General features: G+C 70.1%; 13 protein-coding genes and 2 tRNA genes. 8 read left to right on the forward strand and 7 right to left on the reverse strand.

The genetic code is table 11. The features are described from left to right. Positions 1-26: 26 nt before the first annotated feature. Both ACLQ2N_RS33850 and ACLQ2N_RS33855 read left to right on the forward strand, forming a co-directional pair. Positions 27-1,118 (forward strand): Leu/Phe/Val dehydrogenase, encoded by a 1,092-nt coding sequence (locus ACLQ2N_RS33850; protein WP_425819266.1) that lies wholly within the window; start codon positions 27-29, stop codon positions 1,116-1,118. 289 nt (positions 1,119-1,407) lie between these two features. Next, positions 1,408-1,665 carry a DUF3073 domain-containing protein gene (locus ACLQ2N_RS33855; RefSeq protein ID WP_073966783.1) on the forward strand — a complete coding sequence of 86 codons (258 nt, stop codon included), beginning with the start codon at positions 1,408-1,410 and terminating at the stop codon, positions 1,663-1,665. Positions 1,666-1,791: 126 nt separating this feature from the next. On the opposite strand, the gene purM is transcribed toward ACLQ2N_RS33855, so the two are convergent. From purM to ACLQ2N_RS33875, 4 genes are all read right to left on the reverse strand, one after another. Next, positions 1,792-2,865 carry a phosphoribosylformylglycinamidine cyclo-ligase gene (gene purM, locus ACLQ2N_RS33860; RefSeq protein ID WP_425819268.1) on the reverse strand — a complete coding sequence of 358 codons (1,074 nt, stop codon included), beginning with the start codon at positions 2,863-2,865 and terminating at the stop codon, positions 1,792-1,794. Positions 2,866-2,925: 60 nt separating this feature from the next. Further along, the gene (gene purF / locus ACLQ2N_RS33865; RefSeq protein WP_425819270.1) at positions 2,926-4,452 is read right to left on the reverse strand and encodes an amidophosphoribosyltransferase; all 1,527 of its coding nucleotides are present in this window, start codon (positions 4,450-4,452) and stop codon (positions 2,926-2,928) included. A gap of 363 nt (positions 4,453-4,815) precedes the next feature. Then, the gene (locus ACLQ2N_RS33870) at positions 4,816-5,616 is read right to left on the reverse strand and encodes a sterol carrier family protein (RefSeq protein ID WP_425819272.1); all 801 of its coding nucleotides are present in this window, start codon (positions 5,614-5,616) and stop codon (positions 4,816-4,818) included. A 63-nt stretch (positions 5,617-5,679) separates the two neighbouring features. Continuing rightward, positions 5,680-6,318: a TetR/AcrR family transcriptional regulator gene (locus ACLQ2N_RS33875; protein WP_425819274.1), complete on the reverse strand. Its 639-nt coding sequence runs from the start codon at positions 6,316-6,318 to the stop codon at positions 5,680-5,682. Positions 6,319-6,444: 126 nt separating this feature from the next. Between ACLQ2N_RS33875 and ACLQ2N_RS33880 the strand changes: the two genes are divergently transcribed. After that, positions 6,445-7,977, forward strand: coding sequence for an MFS transporter (locus tag ACLQ2N_RS33880; protein ID WP_425819276.1), 1,533 nt, complete (start codon positions 6,445-6,447; stop codon positions 7,975-7,977). 122 nt (positions 7,978-8,099) lie between these two features. Here the strand turns inward: ACLQ2N_RS33880 and purL are convergent, their stop codons facing one another. From purL to purS, 3 genes are read right to left on the reverse strand one after another with little or no spacing between them, the layout of a single operon-like run. Then, a complete protein-coding gene (gene purL, locus ACLQ2N_RS33885; protein WP_425819278.1) occupies positions 8,100-10,349 on the reverse strand; it encodes a phosphoribosylformylglycinamidine synthase subunit PurL in 2,250 nt (749 codons plus the stop codon). Beyond that, on the reverse strand, positions 10,346-11,026 hold the full coding sequence (purQ, locus tag ACLQ2N_RS33890) for a phosphoribosylformylglycinamidine synthase subunit PurQ (protein WP_425819280.1): 681 nt from the start codon (positions 11,024-11,026) through the stop codon (positions 10,346-10,348). Before purQ ends, purL begins: the two co-directional genes overlap by 4 nt. Next, on the reverse strand, positions 11,023-11,283 hold the full coding sequence (purS, locus tag ACLQ2N_RS33895) for a phosphoribosylformylglycinamidine synthase subunit PurS (RefSeq protein WP_018101738.1): 261 nt from the start codon (positions 11,281-11,283) through the stop codon (positions 11,023-11,025). The genes purQ and purS overlap by 4 nt, the downstream gene beginning before the upstream one ends. A gap of 386 nt (positions 11,284-11,669) precedes the next feature. On the opposite strand from purS, the gene ACLQ2N_RS33900 reads away from it, so the two are divergent. From ACLQ2N_RS33900 to ACLQ2N_RS33920, 5 genes are all read left to right on the forward strand, one after another. Beyond that, the gene (locus ACLQ2N_RS33900) at positions 11,670-12,005 is read left to right on the forward strand and encodes a histone-like nucleoid-structuring protein Lsr2 (protein ID WP_425819282.1); all 336 of its coding nucleotides are present in this window, start codon (positions 11,670-11,672) and stop codon (positions 12,003-12,005) included. Positions 12,006-12,138: 133 nt separating this feature from the next. Then, positions 12,139-12,210 (forward strand) — tRNA-Gly (locus ACLQ2N_RS33905). 79 nt (positions 12,211-12,289) lie between these two features. Beyond that, a tRNA-Gly gene (locus ACLQ2N_RS33910) sits at positions 12,290-12,362 on the forward strand. Between the two features lie 188 nt (positions 12,363-12,550). Next, complete coding sequence (locus tag ACLQ2N_RS33915; protein WP_425819284.1) at positions 12,551-13,495, forward strand: ABC transporter ATP-binding protein; 945 nt, start codon at positions 12,551-12,553, stop codon at positions 13,493-13,495. Continuing rightward, entirely contained in the window at positions 13,492-14,292 is an 801-nt protein-coding gene (locus ACLQ2N_RS33920; RefSeq protein WP_425819286.1) for an ABC transporter permease, read from the forward strand. The genes ACLQ2N_RS33915 and ACLQ2N_RS33920 overlap by 4 nt, the downstream gene beginning before the upstream one ends. Positions 14,293-14,303: the final 11 nt, after the last annotated feature.

The raw sequence follows: 14,303 nt of genomic DNA on the forward strand, positions 1-14,303 counted from the left end.
CCGCTTCGTACTTGGGAGTCACCACAGTGACCGATGTGACCGGCGCGCCTGTCGATGTCCTGCACACCCTGTTCCACTCGGACCAGGGCGGACACGAACAAGTCGTCCTCTGCCAGGACCGGGCCAGCGGCCTCAAGGCCGTCATCGCCCTCCACTCCACCGCCCTGGGCCCCGCCCTCGGCGGCACCCGCTTCTACCCGTACGCCTCCGAGGCCGAGGCCGTCGCCGACGCGCTGAACCTCGCGCGCGGCATGTCGTACAAGAACGCCCTGGCCGGGCTCGACCACGGCGGCGGCAAGGCCGTCATCATCGGCGACCCCGAGCGGATCAAGAGCGAGGAACTGCTGCTGGCCTACGGCCGGTTCGTCGCCTCGCTCGGCGGCCGGTACGTGACGGCCTGCGACGTCGGCACCTACGTCGCCGACATGGACGTCGTGGCCCGCGAATGCCGCTGGACCACCGGCCGCTCCCCCGAGAACGGCGGCGCCGGCGACTCGTCGGTGCTCACCGCGTTCGGGGTCTTCCAGGGCATGCGGGCCTCGGCCCAGCACCTGTGGGGCGACCCGACGCTGCGTGGCCGAAAAGTGGGGGTCGCCGGCGTCGGCAAGGTCGGTCACCACCTGGTCGAGCACCTGCTCGCGGACGGCGCCGAGGTCGTGATCACCGATGTGCGCGAGGAGTCCGTGCGCCGGATCACCGACAAGCACCCCGGGGTCGCCGTCGCGGCCGACACCGCCGCGCTGATCCGTACCGAGGGCCTGGACATCTACGCCCCGTGCGCGCTGGGCGGCGCCCTCGACGACCACACCGTGCCGGTACTCACCGCGAAGGTGGTGTGCGGCGCGGCCAACAACCAGCTCGCGCATCCGGGCGTCGAGAAGGACCTGGCCGACCGCGCCATCCTGTACGCCCCCGACTACGTGGTGAACGCGGGCGGAGTCATCCAGGTCGCCGACGAGCTGCACGGATTCGACTTCGACCGGTGCAAGGCGAAGGCCACGAAGATCTTCGACACCACGCTGGCCATATTCGCACGTGCGAAGGAAGACGGTATTCCGCCGGCCGCCGCAGCCGACCGGATCGCCGAACAGCGGATGGCGGAGGCCCGCCGCAGCTGACCCGCACCCCTCCGTGCGGCCACGACGCGCCGACCGGCGAGACAAGACTCACGCCGGTCGGCGGGTCGCCTGCCGATAAGAGGTTAAAATCGCAGTTGACCAGCGAGGACAGGGCGTCTCGCGGGTCCTCTTCCGGGGCGCGTGATGCGGGCGGCGTACCGTATGGCCGCGGAAGCAGGTACCGTTAAAGCTCTACAGGCACGGTCTCTCTGCCGAGAGTCCGTCCTGAAACATGAACGCGTGTCAAGACTCTGGGGCCGTCGAGCCCCGTCACCGAGGGGGTCGAGCCATGGGGCGCGGCCGGGCAAAGGCCAAGCAGACAAAGGTCGCCCGCCAGCTGAAATACAGCACCGGCGGGACGGACCTGTCGCGTCTGGCCAGTGAGCTGGGCGCATCGACTTCGAGTCAGCCACCGAACGCGGAGCCGTTCGAGGATGACGACGAGGAAGATGACCCGTACGCACAGTACGCGGATCTGTACAACAACGACGAGGACGAGGACGAGAACGACCAGTCCGGTCCGTCGTCCAAGCGCCGCGGCGCTTGACCTCGCGCTGACACATCACCCCGGTTCGGAGCTCCTCCGGACCGGGTTTTGTGCTGCCCGCGCACGGGAAGGGCGAGGCTGCTGCCGGTGACCGGCCGGGCCCGTCGGCCCGACCGGTGTTCCCGCTCAGCGTGCGTACGAACCCACCAGCTCGGCGCCGGTCGCGTGGTCGCCACGGGCGGTGATCTCCCCGGCGACCCAGGAGTCGACGCCCCGGTCGGCCAGCGTCGTCAGGGCCGCGTCCACGGACTCGGCGGGGACGACCGCGATCATGCCGACACCCATGTTGAGCGTCTTCTCCAGCTCCAGCTGCTCGACCCGGCCCGCCTTGCCCACGAGGTCGAACACCGCGCCCGGGGTCCACGTGGAGCGGTCCACCGTCGCGTGCAGGTCGTCCGGGATGACCCGGGCCAGGTTGTTGGCCAGGCCGCCACCGGTGACGTGGCTGAAGCCGTGCACCTCGGTCGTACGGGTGAGGGCCAGGCAGTCCAGCGAGTAGATCCGGGTCGGCTCCAGGAGCTCCTCGCCCAGGGTCCGGCCGAACTCCTCGACCTGGCGGTCCAGCGCCCAGCCGGCCCGGTCGAACACCACGTGGCGGACGAGCGAGTACCCGTTCGAGTGAAGCCCGGAGGATGCCATGGCGATCACGGCGTCCCCCTCGCGGATGCGGTCGGGGCCCAGCAGGCGGTCGGCCTCGACCACGCCCGTACCCGCTCCGGCCACGTCGAAATCGTCCGCGCCCAGCAGACCGGGGTGCTCGGCGGTCTCGCCGCCGACCAGGGCGCAGCCGGCCAGCACACAGCCTTCGGCGATGCCCTTGACGATCGCCGCGACACGCTCGGGGTGCACCTTGCCGACACAGATGTAGTCGGTCATGAACAGCGGCTCGGCGCCGCAGACGACGAGGTCGTCCACGACCATGCCGACGAGGTCGTGACCGATCGTGTCGTACACGCCCATCTGGCGGGCGAGGTCGACCTTGGTGCCGACGCCGTCCGTGGCGGAGGCCAGGAGCGGACGCTCGTAGCGCTTGAGCGCCGAGGCGTCGAAGAGGCCGGCGAAGCCGCCGAGGCCGCCGAGACCCGCGACCTCGGGGCGCTGCGTCTTCTTCACCCACTCCTTCATCAGCTCGACGGCGCGGTCGCCGGCCTCGATGTCGACGCCCGCTGCCGCGTAGGAAGCACCTGTTGTCTCAGACATTGCCTGGGATCTTTCGTGTGGAGATACGGGGCTGGGGGAAGGGCTGCCGGGCGGTCCGGTTCACGGACGCCGCAGCGCGTCGGACGCCGCGGTCGCCGCGGGGCCCGCCGCCAGCTCGGTCTCCAGCAGCTGCTTGCCGAGCAGCTCCGGGTCCGGGAGCTCCATCGGGTACTCGCCGTCGAAGCAGGCGCGGCACAGGTTCGGCTTGTCGATCGTCGTCGCCTCGATCATCGAGTCGATCGAGATGTACGCGAGCGAGTCGGCGCCCATCGAGGTGCCGATCTCCTCGACGGACATGCCGTTGGCGATCAGCTCGGCGCGGGTCGCGAAGTCGATACCGAAGAAGCAGGGCCACTTCACCGGCGGGGACGAGATCCGGATGTGGATCTCGGCGGCGCCGGCCTCGCGGAGCATCCGGACCAGTGCGCGCTGGGTGTTGCCGCGGACGATCGAGTCGTCCACGACCACCAGGCGCTTGCCCTTGATGACTTCCTTGAGCGGGTTCAGCTTGAGGCGGATGCCCAGCTGGCGGATCGTCTGCGAGGGCTGGATGAAGGTCCGGCCGACGTAGGCGTTCTTCACGAGGCCGGCGCCGAACGGAATTCCGCTGGCCTCCGCGTAACCGATGGCGGCCGGGGTGCCGGACTCCGGCGTCGCTATGACCAGATCCGCCTCGACGGGCGCCTCGGCGGCCAGCCTGCGGCCCATCTCCACCCGGGAGAGGTAGACGTTGCGGCCCGCGATGTCGGTGTCGGGGCGGGCCAGGTAGACGTACTCGAAGACACAGCCCTTGGGCTTCGCTTCCGCGAATCGCGAGGTGCGCAGACCGTTCTCGTCGATGGCGACCATCTCGCCCGGCTCGATCTCGCGCACGAAGCTGGCGCCGCAGATGTCGAGGGCGGCGGACTCCGACGCGACGACCCAGCCGCGCTCCAGGCGGCCGAGGACCAGCGGGCGGATGCCCTGCGGGTCACGGGCCGCGTAGAGCGTGTGCTCGTCCATGAAGACCAGGGAGAAAGCGCCCCGCACCTCGGGAAGCACCTTGGCGGCCGCCTCCTCGATGGTCAGCGGCTTGCCGTCGTCGTCGGTCTGGCCGGCGAGCAGCGCGGTCACCAGGTCGGTGTCGTTGGTCGCGGCGACCTGGGTGGCACGGCCGTCCTTGCGCGGGAGGTCGGCGACCATCTCCGCGAGCTGGGCCGTGTTGACCAGGTTCCCGTTGTGACCGAGGGCGATCGAGCCGTGCGCGGTCGCACGGAACGTCGGCTGCGCGTTCTCCCACACCGAGGCACCGGTGGTGGAGTAGCGGGCATGACCGACCGCGATATGGCCCTGGAGCGATCCCAGGGAGGTTTCGTCGAAGACCTGCGAGACCAGTCCCATGTCCTTGAAGACCAGGATCTGGGACCCGTTGCTCACTGCGATGCCCGCGGACTCCTGTCCACGGTGCTGCAGGGCATACAGTCCGAAATAGGTGAGCTTGGCGACCTCTTCACCCGGAGCCCAGACACCGAAGACGCCGCAAGCGTCCTGGGGGCCTTTCTCTCCGGGGAGCAGGTCGTGGTTGAGTCGTCCATCACCACGGGGCACGCCATCGAGTGTAGGGGAGATCGACCACTGGTCCGAATTGGGGACCTCCCACTCCACCACCGGAGAAGCGCCTTCGGAGCACGCTGCCGGACCCCTCGGAACAGTCACGCACAGTCATTGCGCCCCTTCCCCGATCTACGCGCGGCAACCGCCGGAGGGCAGGCGACGCCCGGATCACGGGCCGTTCACCGACAGGTTCCGGCCACCCGGCAGAGCCGTTGAGAAGGCCCGTGGTGGCACTGTGTGAGCCGGTCCCCGGGCGGCGGAGAGGACCAGCCCGACCGGTCGTTTCGTGGCGAGCCTCACACCGCGGGCGCCCGGTATGCGGTATCTCGGGGCACCCGCCGGGCGCCCGGGGTGGGCTCAGCCCATCAGCGGCAGCAACTCGGAGAGATCGGCGCGCTCGCCGCTCGCGGCGACCTTCGCCGCTTCGACCTCACGCGCCCACTCCGTGCGCCCGGTCGCGAGCCGTATCCAGGTGAGCGGGTCGGTCTCCACGACGTTGGGCGGAGTGCCCCGGGTGTGACGCGGCCCCTGGACGCACTGGACCACCGCGAACGGCGGCACCCGGACCTCGACCGATCCGCCGGGCGCCCTCTCGGCCAGCGCGTCGGCGAGAAGCCTGCTGCACGCGGCGAGCGCCTGCCGGTCGTACGGGACGGAGAGCCCGGTCGCCTCGTTGAGGTCCCAGGTGTGGACGACCAGCTCGACGGTGCGGGTGACCAGGAAGTCGCCGAGGCGCATCGCCCCGACCCGGGTGGCCAGCAGCCGGTCCTCGGAGGCGCCGGGCACCAGGTCCTCGAAGCGGGCGCCGGCCTCCGCGTAGAGCGCGTCCAGGTCGGGGGCGGCGGCGGCCCGTTCGGCGGTGTCGTCGGCGATCCGGGGGGCGCGGGCCGCTGTGGTGAACGGCCACTCCAGGAGCGACACCTCGGGTTTGGCGAGGGCCGGGGCGGAAAGCTCAAGCGTCCGGCTGACGTGCGAGAGGGCCATGGTGATGTGCGCGGCGAGCTCGCGCACCGTCCAGTCACCGAGTCCGCTCGGCGCGGCGAGCTGCTGCGGGGTCAGCGTGCGCACGGCGTCCCGGACATGGGCGAACTGGGCGAGGACAGCGGTGCGGGTCCTGGCCGGGTCGTAGCGGCGAGGGCGCTTCTGCGAGGGCGGCATGCCGGCGAGCCTACGACGCGGGACTGACAGGGCGTCCGCCCCGCGTGCGCCGAGCCCTCGGGGTCAGGTGCGCGTCGCGTAGTCGCCGAGGCCCTTCTCCAGCAGGTCGAAGCCCCGGTGGGCGAGGGCCACGGCGTCGGGGACGACCGCGGTGGCCGGTTCGCCTGCCAGCAGGCGCCTGCGGTTCTCGGTGAGCAGCGCGTTTCGCGTACCGAGGAGCTGGGAAGCGACGATGCGCGCGATGACCGGCTCCTCGCCCTCCTCGATCAGGGCCTCGGTGAGCTGGTCCTGGGTGCGCACGAAGAAGGAGTGGGCGCGCGTGAGCAGGGCGGGCGTCTCCACGATGAGCCGTACGATGCCCAGCGCCAACGGCTGGTCGCCCATCCCCACCGACGGATCGTGGCGCTCGACGGCCTCCACGAACTGCCGGCGCAGCGCCGCGACCACCGATTCACCGGGCGTGCGCTCCCGCACGATCCGGGCGGCGTCGCCGACATGCTCCTCCAAGGGCGCGAAGACCAGGTCTTCCTTGCTGTCGAAGTAGTTGAAGACGGTCATCTTCGACACATCGGCCGCGTCGGCGATCTCCGCGACGGACACCTGATCGAACCCGCGCTCGGAGAAGAGCTTGGTGGCCGTCTCCAGCAGCCGCCGCCGGGTTTCCCTCTTCTTGCGCTCGCGCAAGCCCATCCCCTCAGTCATGTCCTCACTGTACCAGGATGAAAATTAATCCTGGACGAAAACTTGACTCGGTACATTTATCTCGGGAACGATGAGGCCCACCACAGCGGTGCGCGTCAGCGCCGCTCAGCAGGGGGGACCCCAGCCATGCCCGGAACAGCCACCGCACCCGCACCGCGGCAGACGACCGCGGCCGAACAGCCCGCCGACGGCCGGAGCGCCACGATCGCCCTGGTGCTCTGCATCGTCACGATCCTGCTGGCGGTGCTGGACTCGAACATCGTGTCCTCGGCGACCGTCCCGATCGTCCGCGATCTGGATCCGGTCCACGGCGTCGACCGGATCCCATGGCTGATCGCCGCCTACCAGCTCGCCGCGACCGCCGCACTGCCCCTGTACGGCAAGCTCTGCGACTCCCTGGGCTCGAAGAAGGTCTTCATCGGGGCGCTCGCCACCTTCCTCACCGGGTCCGCACTCTGCGGAATGGCCCAGTCCATGGGCGAGCTGATCGCCGCACGCGCCTTCCAGGGCATTGGCGGCGGCGGGCTGATGAGCGTCACCATGGTCGTCCTCCACCAGCTCGGCGCGGCGGCCGGGGCGAAGGAGGGCAAGGCCGAGAAGAAGGCCAAGGGCGGCGACAAGAAGGGCAGCATCGGCGGGATCATCGCCGGTGCGGGCATGGCGCTCGGCCCCTGGCTGGGCGGTGCCCTGGCCGACCACGCGGGCTGGCGCTGGATCTTCTACGTCAACCTGCCCGTCGGCATCGCCGTCCTGATCGCCGCGGTCGTCGTGGTGAAGCTCCCCGTCCGCACGACGCGCCACCGCATCGACTTCCTCGGCGCCGGTCTCGCCGCCGCGTTCTCCACCGCGCTGCTCCTGGTCACCGAGTGGGGCGGCGAGGACTACGCGTGGACCTCGCCGGTCGTCATCGGCCTCGCCGTCGCCGCCGCCGCCGCGCTCGGCCTGTTCCTGTGGCGCCAGGCCACGGCCGCCGAACCGATCCTGCCGCTCTCGCTCTTCCGCCTGCGGACCATGCGGTACGGCTTCGCGGTCCAGGGGCTCGTGGGCGTCGCGATGATGGGGTCGATCGTCTACGTGATGATCTACCTCCAGGTGGTCCGCGGAGTCGCCGCCACCTCGGCCGGTCTCTTCCTGGTCCCGATGGCGATCGGCATGACCGTCGTCGGGCTCGTCTCGGGGCGCCTGGTCGCGGCGGGCTGGTCGCAGAAGACCTTCGTCATCAGCGGCACGGTCTTCGCCTCGGCCGCCCTCGCCCTGCTGACCACGCTCGACACGGACACCGGCCTGTGGACCGTGCGCGGCGCGCTGCTGCTCATGGGGATCGGCTTCGGCCAGCTCATCGGTCAGTTGATCCAGCTCGTCCAGGACACCGCCCCGCCGGCCCAGCTGGGCGTCGCCACCACCGGTGTCCGCTTCTTCCAGACCCTCGGCACCGCCCTGGGAGCCTCGCTCTTCGGAGCCGTACTCACCAGGGTCTACGCCGCCAAGGGCCCCGGCGGAACGACCAGTGACATCGCCCGCCTCACCGGGACCGCCCGCGACCAGGCCCTGGACGCCTTCGTCTCCTCGGCGGACGTGGTCTTCGCCTGCGCCACCGGCGCGATGCTCCTCGCCCTGGTCCTGGCGATCCGGCTGCCCGGCACCCGTACGAGGGCCTGACTCTTCCCCGTACGAGCAAGGGCCGAACCCCCGCCGAGGCCCCGCGCTTCCCCGTACGCACCACGCGAAAACCCCCGACCGGGCGGAACCGGTCGGGGGTTTCGGCGTGTGCTGTCCGGGAACTACGCGAGCAGCGCCGGGATCGTCTCCTCGTGCGCCGTGCGCAGCTCGCTCAGCGGGATGCTGAACTCGCCCTGGATCTCGATCGCGTCGCCGTCCACGACACCGATGCGGGTCACGGGCAGACCGCGCGCCCCGCACATGTCGTTGAACCGCAGCTCCTCGCTGCGCGGCACCGAGACGACCGCGCGGCCCGCGGACTCGGAGAACAGCAGCGTGAACGCGTCGAGCCCGTCCGGCACGACCAGCCGGGCACCCTTCCCGCCACGCAGGCAGGACTCGGTGACCGCCTGGATCAGACCGCCGTCCGACAGGTCGTGCGCCGCGTCGATCATGCCGTCGCGGGAGGCCGAGATCAGGATCTCGGCGAGCAGCTTCTCGCGGCCCAGGTCCACCTTGGGCGGCATCCCGCCGAGGTGGTTGTGGACGACCTCGGACCAGGCCGAACCGCCGAACTCCTCATGCGTGTCACCCAGCAGGTAGAGGAGCTGGCCCTCTTCCCCGAAGGCGACCGGCGTACGCCGCGTGACGTCGTCGATCACACCGAGCACGGCCACGACCGGCGTCGGGTGGATCGCCGTCTCACCGGTCTGGTTGTACAGCGAGACGTTGCCGCCGGTGACCGGGGTCCCCAGCTCCAGGCAGCCGTCCGCGAGACCGCGGGTGGCCTCGGCGAACTGCCACATGACGTCCGGGTCCTCGGGCGAACCGAAGTTCAGGCAGTCCGAGATCGCGAGCGGCTTGGCACCGGTCGCGGCGACATTCCGGTACGACTCCGCCAGCGCCAGCTGCGCACCGGTGTACGGGTCGAGCTTCGCGTACCGGCCGTTGCCGTCGGTCGCCATGGCCACGCCGAGGTTGGACTCCTCGTCGATGCGGACCATGCCGGCGTCCTCGGGCATCGCGAGCACGGTGTTGCCCTGGACGAACCGGTCGTACTGATCCGTGATCCAGGACTTCGACGCCTGGTTCGGCGAGGCGACCAGCTTAAGGACCTGCTCGCGCAGCTCCGCGCCGTTCGCCGGGCGGGCCAGCTTGCCGGCGTCGTCGGCCTGGAGCGCGTCCTGCCAGGACGGGCGCGCGAACGGGCGGTGGTACGTCGGGCCCTCGTGGGCGACGGACCGCGGCGGCACGTCCACGATCTGCTCGCCGTGCCAGAAGATCTCCAACTGCGAGCCCTCGGTCACCTCACCGATGACGGTGGCGATGACGTCCCACTTCTCGCAGATCTCCAGGAAGCGGTCGACGTGCTGCGGCTCGACGATGGCGCACATGCGCTCCTGCGACTCGCTCATGAGGATTTCCTCGGGCGAGAGGGAGGAGTCGCGCAGCGGCACGGTGTCCAGCTCGACGCGCATGCCGCCGGAGCCCGCGGAGGCCAGCTCGGACGTGGCGCAGGAGAGCCCGGCACCGCCGAGGTCCTGGATGCCCGCGACGAGCTTCTCCTTGAAGATCTCCAGGGTGCACTCGATGAGGAGCTTCTCCTGGAACGGGTCGCCGACCTGGACGGCCGGGCGCTTGGCCGGACCGGTCGACTCGAAGGTCTCCGAGGCCAGCACGGAGACGCCGCCGATGCCGTCACCACCGGTGCGGGCGCCGTACAGGATGACCTTGTTGCCGGGGCCGGAGGCCTTCGCGAGGTGGATGTCCTCGTGCTTCATCACACCGATGCAGCCGGCGTTGACGAGCGGGTTTCCCTGATAGCAGGCGTCGAAAACGACCTCGCCGCCGATGTTCGGCAGGCCCAGGCAGTTGCCGTACCCGCCGATACCCGCGACCACACCCGGCAGGACCCGCTTGGTGTCCGGGTGGTCGGCCGCACCGAAGCGCAGCGGGTCCACGACGGCGACCGGGCGGGCGCCCATGGCGAGGATGTCGCGGACGATGCCGCCGACGCCGGTCGCCGCGCCCTGGTAGGGCTCGATGTACGAGGGGTGGTTGTGCGACTCGACCTTGAAGGTGACCGCGTACCCCTGACCGACGTCGACCACGCCGGCGTTCTCCCCGATGCCGACGAGCATGGCGTCGTTGGCGGGGACCTTCTCGCCGAACTGCTTGAGGTGGACCTTGCTGCTCTTGTACGAGCAGTGCTCGGACCACATCACCGAGTACATGGCGAGCTCGGCTCCGGTGGGGCGCCGGCCCAGGATCTCGCGGATGCGGGCGTACTCGTCCTCCTTGAGGCCGAGTTCCTTCCAGGGCTGCGCGGTGTCCGGGGTTTCGGCCGCGTGCTTGACCGTGTCCAGGCTCATGCGTTGACCAGCTTCTTGATGATCGAGGTGAAGAAACCGAGACCGTCGGTGCGACCGGTGCCGATCAGCGGCTCCACGGCGTGCTCCGGGTGCGGCATCAGACCGACGACGTTGCCCGCGGCGTTGGTGATGCCGGCGATGTCGCGCAGCGACCCGTTCGGGTTGTGGCCCACGTACCGGAAGGCGACGCGGCCCTCGGCCTCCAGCGCGTCGAGCGTGTGCTCGTCGGCGGTGTAGCGGCCGTCCATGTTCTTGAGCGGTACGGAGATCTCCTGGCCCACGGAGTAGTCCGAGGTCCAGGCGGTCTCCGCGTTCTCGACGCGCAGGGTCTGGTCGCGGCAGATGAAGTGCAGGTGGTTGTTGCGCAGCATCGCGCCGGGCAGCAGGTGCGCCTCGGTCAGGATCTGGAAGCCGTTGCAGATGCCGAGGACCGGCATGCCCGCCTTCGCCTGCTCGATCACCGTCTCCATGACCGGCGAGAACCGGGAGATGGCTCCGGCGCGCAGATAGTCGCCGTACGAGAAACCGCCCGCCAGGATCACCGCGTCGACCTGGTGCAGGTCCTTGTCGCGGTGCCACAGCGATACGGGTTCCGCGCCCGCGACGCGAACGGCCCGCAGGGCGTCCTGGTCATCGAGCGTGCCCGGGAAAGTGACGACTCCGATACGAGCAGTCACTTCGACTCCTCGGCGTTCTCCACCTTGACGGTGAAGTCCTCGATCACGGTGTTGGCGAGGAACGTCTCCGCCATCTCGTGAATACGGGCGAGGGCGGCGTCATCGACCGGCCCCTCGACCTGCAGCTCGAAACGCTTTCCCTGACGTACGTCCGCGATTCCCTCGAAGCCGAGACGGGGCAGTGCGCGCTGCACCGCCTGTCCCTGCGGGTCGAGGATCTCGGGCTTGAGCATGACGTCGACTACGACGCGTGCCACTGGCACTCCCGGTGTGGTGGTGTGGTGCGGCTGTTTCTCCGGAGGGGGTACCCCGGACCCCCGCGGGTCCACTCAGCGTACCTGGCCGGAAATTCTACGCGGGTAGATATCAATCGGGATAGATCACGTCCAGATATCGGGCGATCACCGGACGGCGGAAAAGCCGCGAAACAAATGCCCCCGAGCGGCACACATAGCGGGCGGACACGCGGAAGTAATTGGACGGGCTTCACAATGCGGCACCACTCGCTGTACAAATGATTACCGGGGAATGCAGCATTGCCCCGGAGCACCGACACCAGTCGGCCCGCATCCGCGCTCACAGCCGGAAGGCCGGCATCGGCGCATGTCAGACGCGCCGACGCCGTAGGAAAGGACCGATATCCGTGGCGCAGCGCGTAGTGGTCACACTCTCCGACGACATCGACGGGGGAGCAGCGGCGGAAACGGTCACCTTCGCCCTGGACGGGAAGTCGTACGAGATCGACCTCAATCCGTCCAACGCAAAGAAACTGCGGAACGCCCTGGCCCCGTACATGGCGGCCGGCCGCAAGCAGACAAATGCCGGCAAGCACGGCAAGGCGCCCGTTCCGTACCGGCACACCTCGCTCGCACCCGACCCCGCGGCGGTGCGCGCCTGGGCGCGCTCGCACCGGATGGAGGTGCCTGCCCGCGGCCGCATCCCGAAGAGCGTGTACGAAGCGTTCCAGGAAGCGAGTTGACCCGGCGACAGGTCCGGCGGGGCGCCGGCGGAGGCCCTGCGGGGGAGCCGACTTGCGCGACACCCCCGCAGGTCGGCTAGAGTCTGGAGCACGCCGAGGGGCGAGGCCGGGAAGGCCGAACCCCACGCAGCGTGCGGGTGTAGTTCAGTAGTAGAACATCCCCCTTCCAGGGGGAAGGCGCAGTGTGCAATTCCTGTCACCCGCTCTGCACGACTCGCAGGACCACTCCGGTGGATCAGGTAGAGTAGTGCTCGCTCCACCGGTGAAAGCCGAGTGGGTGCAATGCGGACGTAGCTCAGTTGGTAGAGCGCAACCTTGCCAAGGTTGAGGTCGCCAGTTCGAACCTGGTCGTCCGCTCAGAATACGAAGGCCCCGGTTCATTACGACCGGGGCCTTCGTCATGTTCCGGGTCTTCGTCATGTTCCGGGTCTTCCAGAGGCTCCGAGTGTCTTCCCGGGCCGTGCGTCACCACCCATGACGTTTGTCATGAGTGGTCGTGACAGTCCGCACTGCCCCCGGCCCGCCGCGGACGGAAACCTGAAGACATGACCAGCGACGACATGTCCCGTGAGTGCGTGATCCAGGCGGAAGGCGTCCGGCGCAGCTACGCCGGCGGCTTCGAGGCCGTGTCCGGTGTCTCCTTCTCCGTGGCACGCGGCGAGCTCTTCGCCCTCCTCGGCACGAACGGGGCCGGCAAGACCTCCACCGTCGAGCTCCTGGAGGGCCTGGCCCGGCCCGACGGCGGCAGGGTCCGCGTGCTGGGCCACGACCCCTACGGCGAGCGCGCGCAGGTCCGCCCACGCATAGGCGTGATGCTCCAGGAGGGCGGCTTCCCGTCCGAGTTGTCCGTCACCGAGACGGTACGGATGTGGGCGGGCTGCACCAGCGGCGCCCGGCCGACCGGCGAGGCCCTGGAGCTGGTCGGGCTCGGCCACCGCGCCCGCGTCCGGGTCAAGCAGCTGTCGGGCGGTGAGCGGCGGCGGCTCGACCTGGCGCTGGCCCTGCTCGGCCGGCCCGAGGTGCTCTTCCTGGACGAGCCGACCACCGGTCTCGACGCGGAGGGTCGCCGCGACACCTGGGCGCTGGTGCGCCGGCTCCAGGAGGACGGCACCACCGTGCTGCTCACCACGCACTACCTGGAGGAGGCCGAAGCCCTCGCGGACCGGCTGGCGATCATGCACCGCGGCCGGATCGTGACCGCGGGCACCACGGCCGAGGTGACCGCCGCCCGGCCCGCCCACATCCGCTTCGAGCTGCCCGAGGGCGTTCCCCCGGCCCGGCTGCCCCTGGAGCTCCACGCCGCCGCCGACGGCCCCCGGGTCGAGATACGGACGCACCATCTCCAGGACACCCTGGCCGGACTGCTCCGCTGGGCCGCCGAGTCGGACGTCCGGCTGCACGGGCTCGACGCCCGCTCCGCCTCACTCGAAGAGGCGTTCCTCGACATCGCGAAGTCCGCCGCCGAAATCGAAGAGGTGCCCGTCCCATGACCACCGCGACCACCCCCGCCGCCGGCCCCGCGCGCACGACGACCGTGAGCCGGCTGGCGGCCCTCGGCCGGGCCGAGCTGTCGCTGCTCGCCCGGAACCGGACGGCGATCTTCGTCGCGCTCCTCATGCCGGCGGCCATGATCATGGCGATGAGATCGGCCTTCGAGAAGGTCGACCTCGACGGGACCGGGCTCACCGTCGCCGGAGCGGCCCTCATGGGCGGCGTCGGGACGGTGCTCATCCAGGCCGTCTACATGAACCTCGTCGCCGCCTACGTCGCCCGGCGCGAGGAGCTGGTCCTGAAGCGGCTGCGCACCGGCGAGGTCACCGACGGGGAGATCCTGGCCGGGACCGCCCTTCCGGCCGGCACCCTCGCCCTGGCGCAGAGCGCGGTGATCGTCGTCGCCGGTACGGCCTTCTTCGGCCTCGGCGCACCGGAGCGACCGGAACTGCTCGTGGCGGGGCTGCTGTTGGGCGTGGTGCTGCTGGCGGGCCTGGCCGCGGTCACCTCCGTGATCACCCGCACCGTGCAGACCGCCCAGCTCACGACGCTGCCGCTGTTCCTCGTCTCGATGATGGGCTCGGGGCTTTTCATCCCGCTGGACATATTCCCCGACCGGCTCGCGACGGTCTGCGCATACCTGCCGCTGACCGGCGTGATGACGCTGGTCCGGGCCGGCTGGTTCGGCGGCCCCGAGGGCACCGACCTGCTCGGCGCCGCGTTGACCGGGCTGGTCTGGACGGCGCTGGCCGTGTTTGCTGTGCAGCGGTGGTTCCGCTGGGACCCCCGCCGCTGACAAGGAGGTTG

The organism is Streptomyces sp. DT224 (assembly GCF_049844595.1).
Classification (GTDB): Bacteria; Actinomycetota; Actinomycetes; order Streptomycetales; family Streptomycetaceae; genus Streptomyces.

Coding starts and splice junctions, on each gene's coding strand:
- purL (WP_425819278.1), bottom strand. CDS start 10,349: ATGAGCCTGGACACGGTCAAGCACGCGGCCGAAACCCCGGACACCGCG.
- ACLQ2N_RS33915 (WP_425819284.1), top strand. CDS start 12,551: ATGACCAGCGACGACATGTCCCGTGAGTGCGTGATCCAGGCGGAAGGC.
- ACLQ2N_RS33870 (WP_425819272.1), bottom strand. CDS start 5,616: ATGCCGCCCTCGCAGAAGCGCCCTCGCCGCTACGACCCGGCCAGGACC.
- ACLQ2N_RS33920 (WP_425819286.1), top strand. CDS start 13,492: ATGACCACCGCGACCACCCCCGCCGCCGGCCCCGCGCGCACGACGACC.
- ACLQ2N_RS33855 (WP_073966783.1), top strand. CDS start 1,408: ATGGGGCGCGGCCGGGCAAAGGCCAAGCAGACAAAGGTCGCCCGCCAG.
- ACLQ2N_RS33880 (WP_425819276.1), top strand. CDS start 6,445: ATGCCCGGAACAGCCACCGCACCCGCACCGCGGCAGACGACCGCGGCC.
- purM (WP_425819268.1), bottom strand. CDS start 2,865: ATGTCTGAGACAACAGGTGCTTCCTACGCGGCAGCGGGCGTCGACATC.
- ACLQ2N_RS33875 (WP_425819274.1), bottom strand. CDS start 6,318: ATGACTGAGGGGATGGGCTTGCGCGAGCGCAAGAAGAGGGAAACCCGG.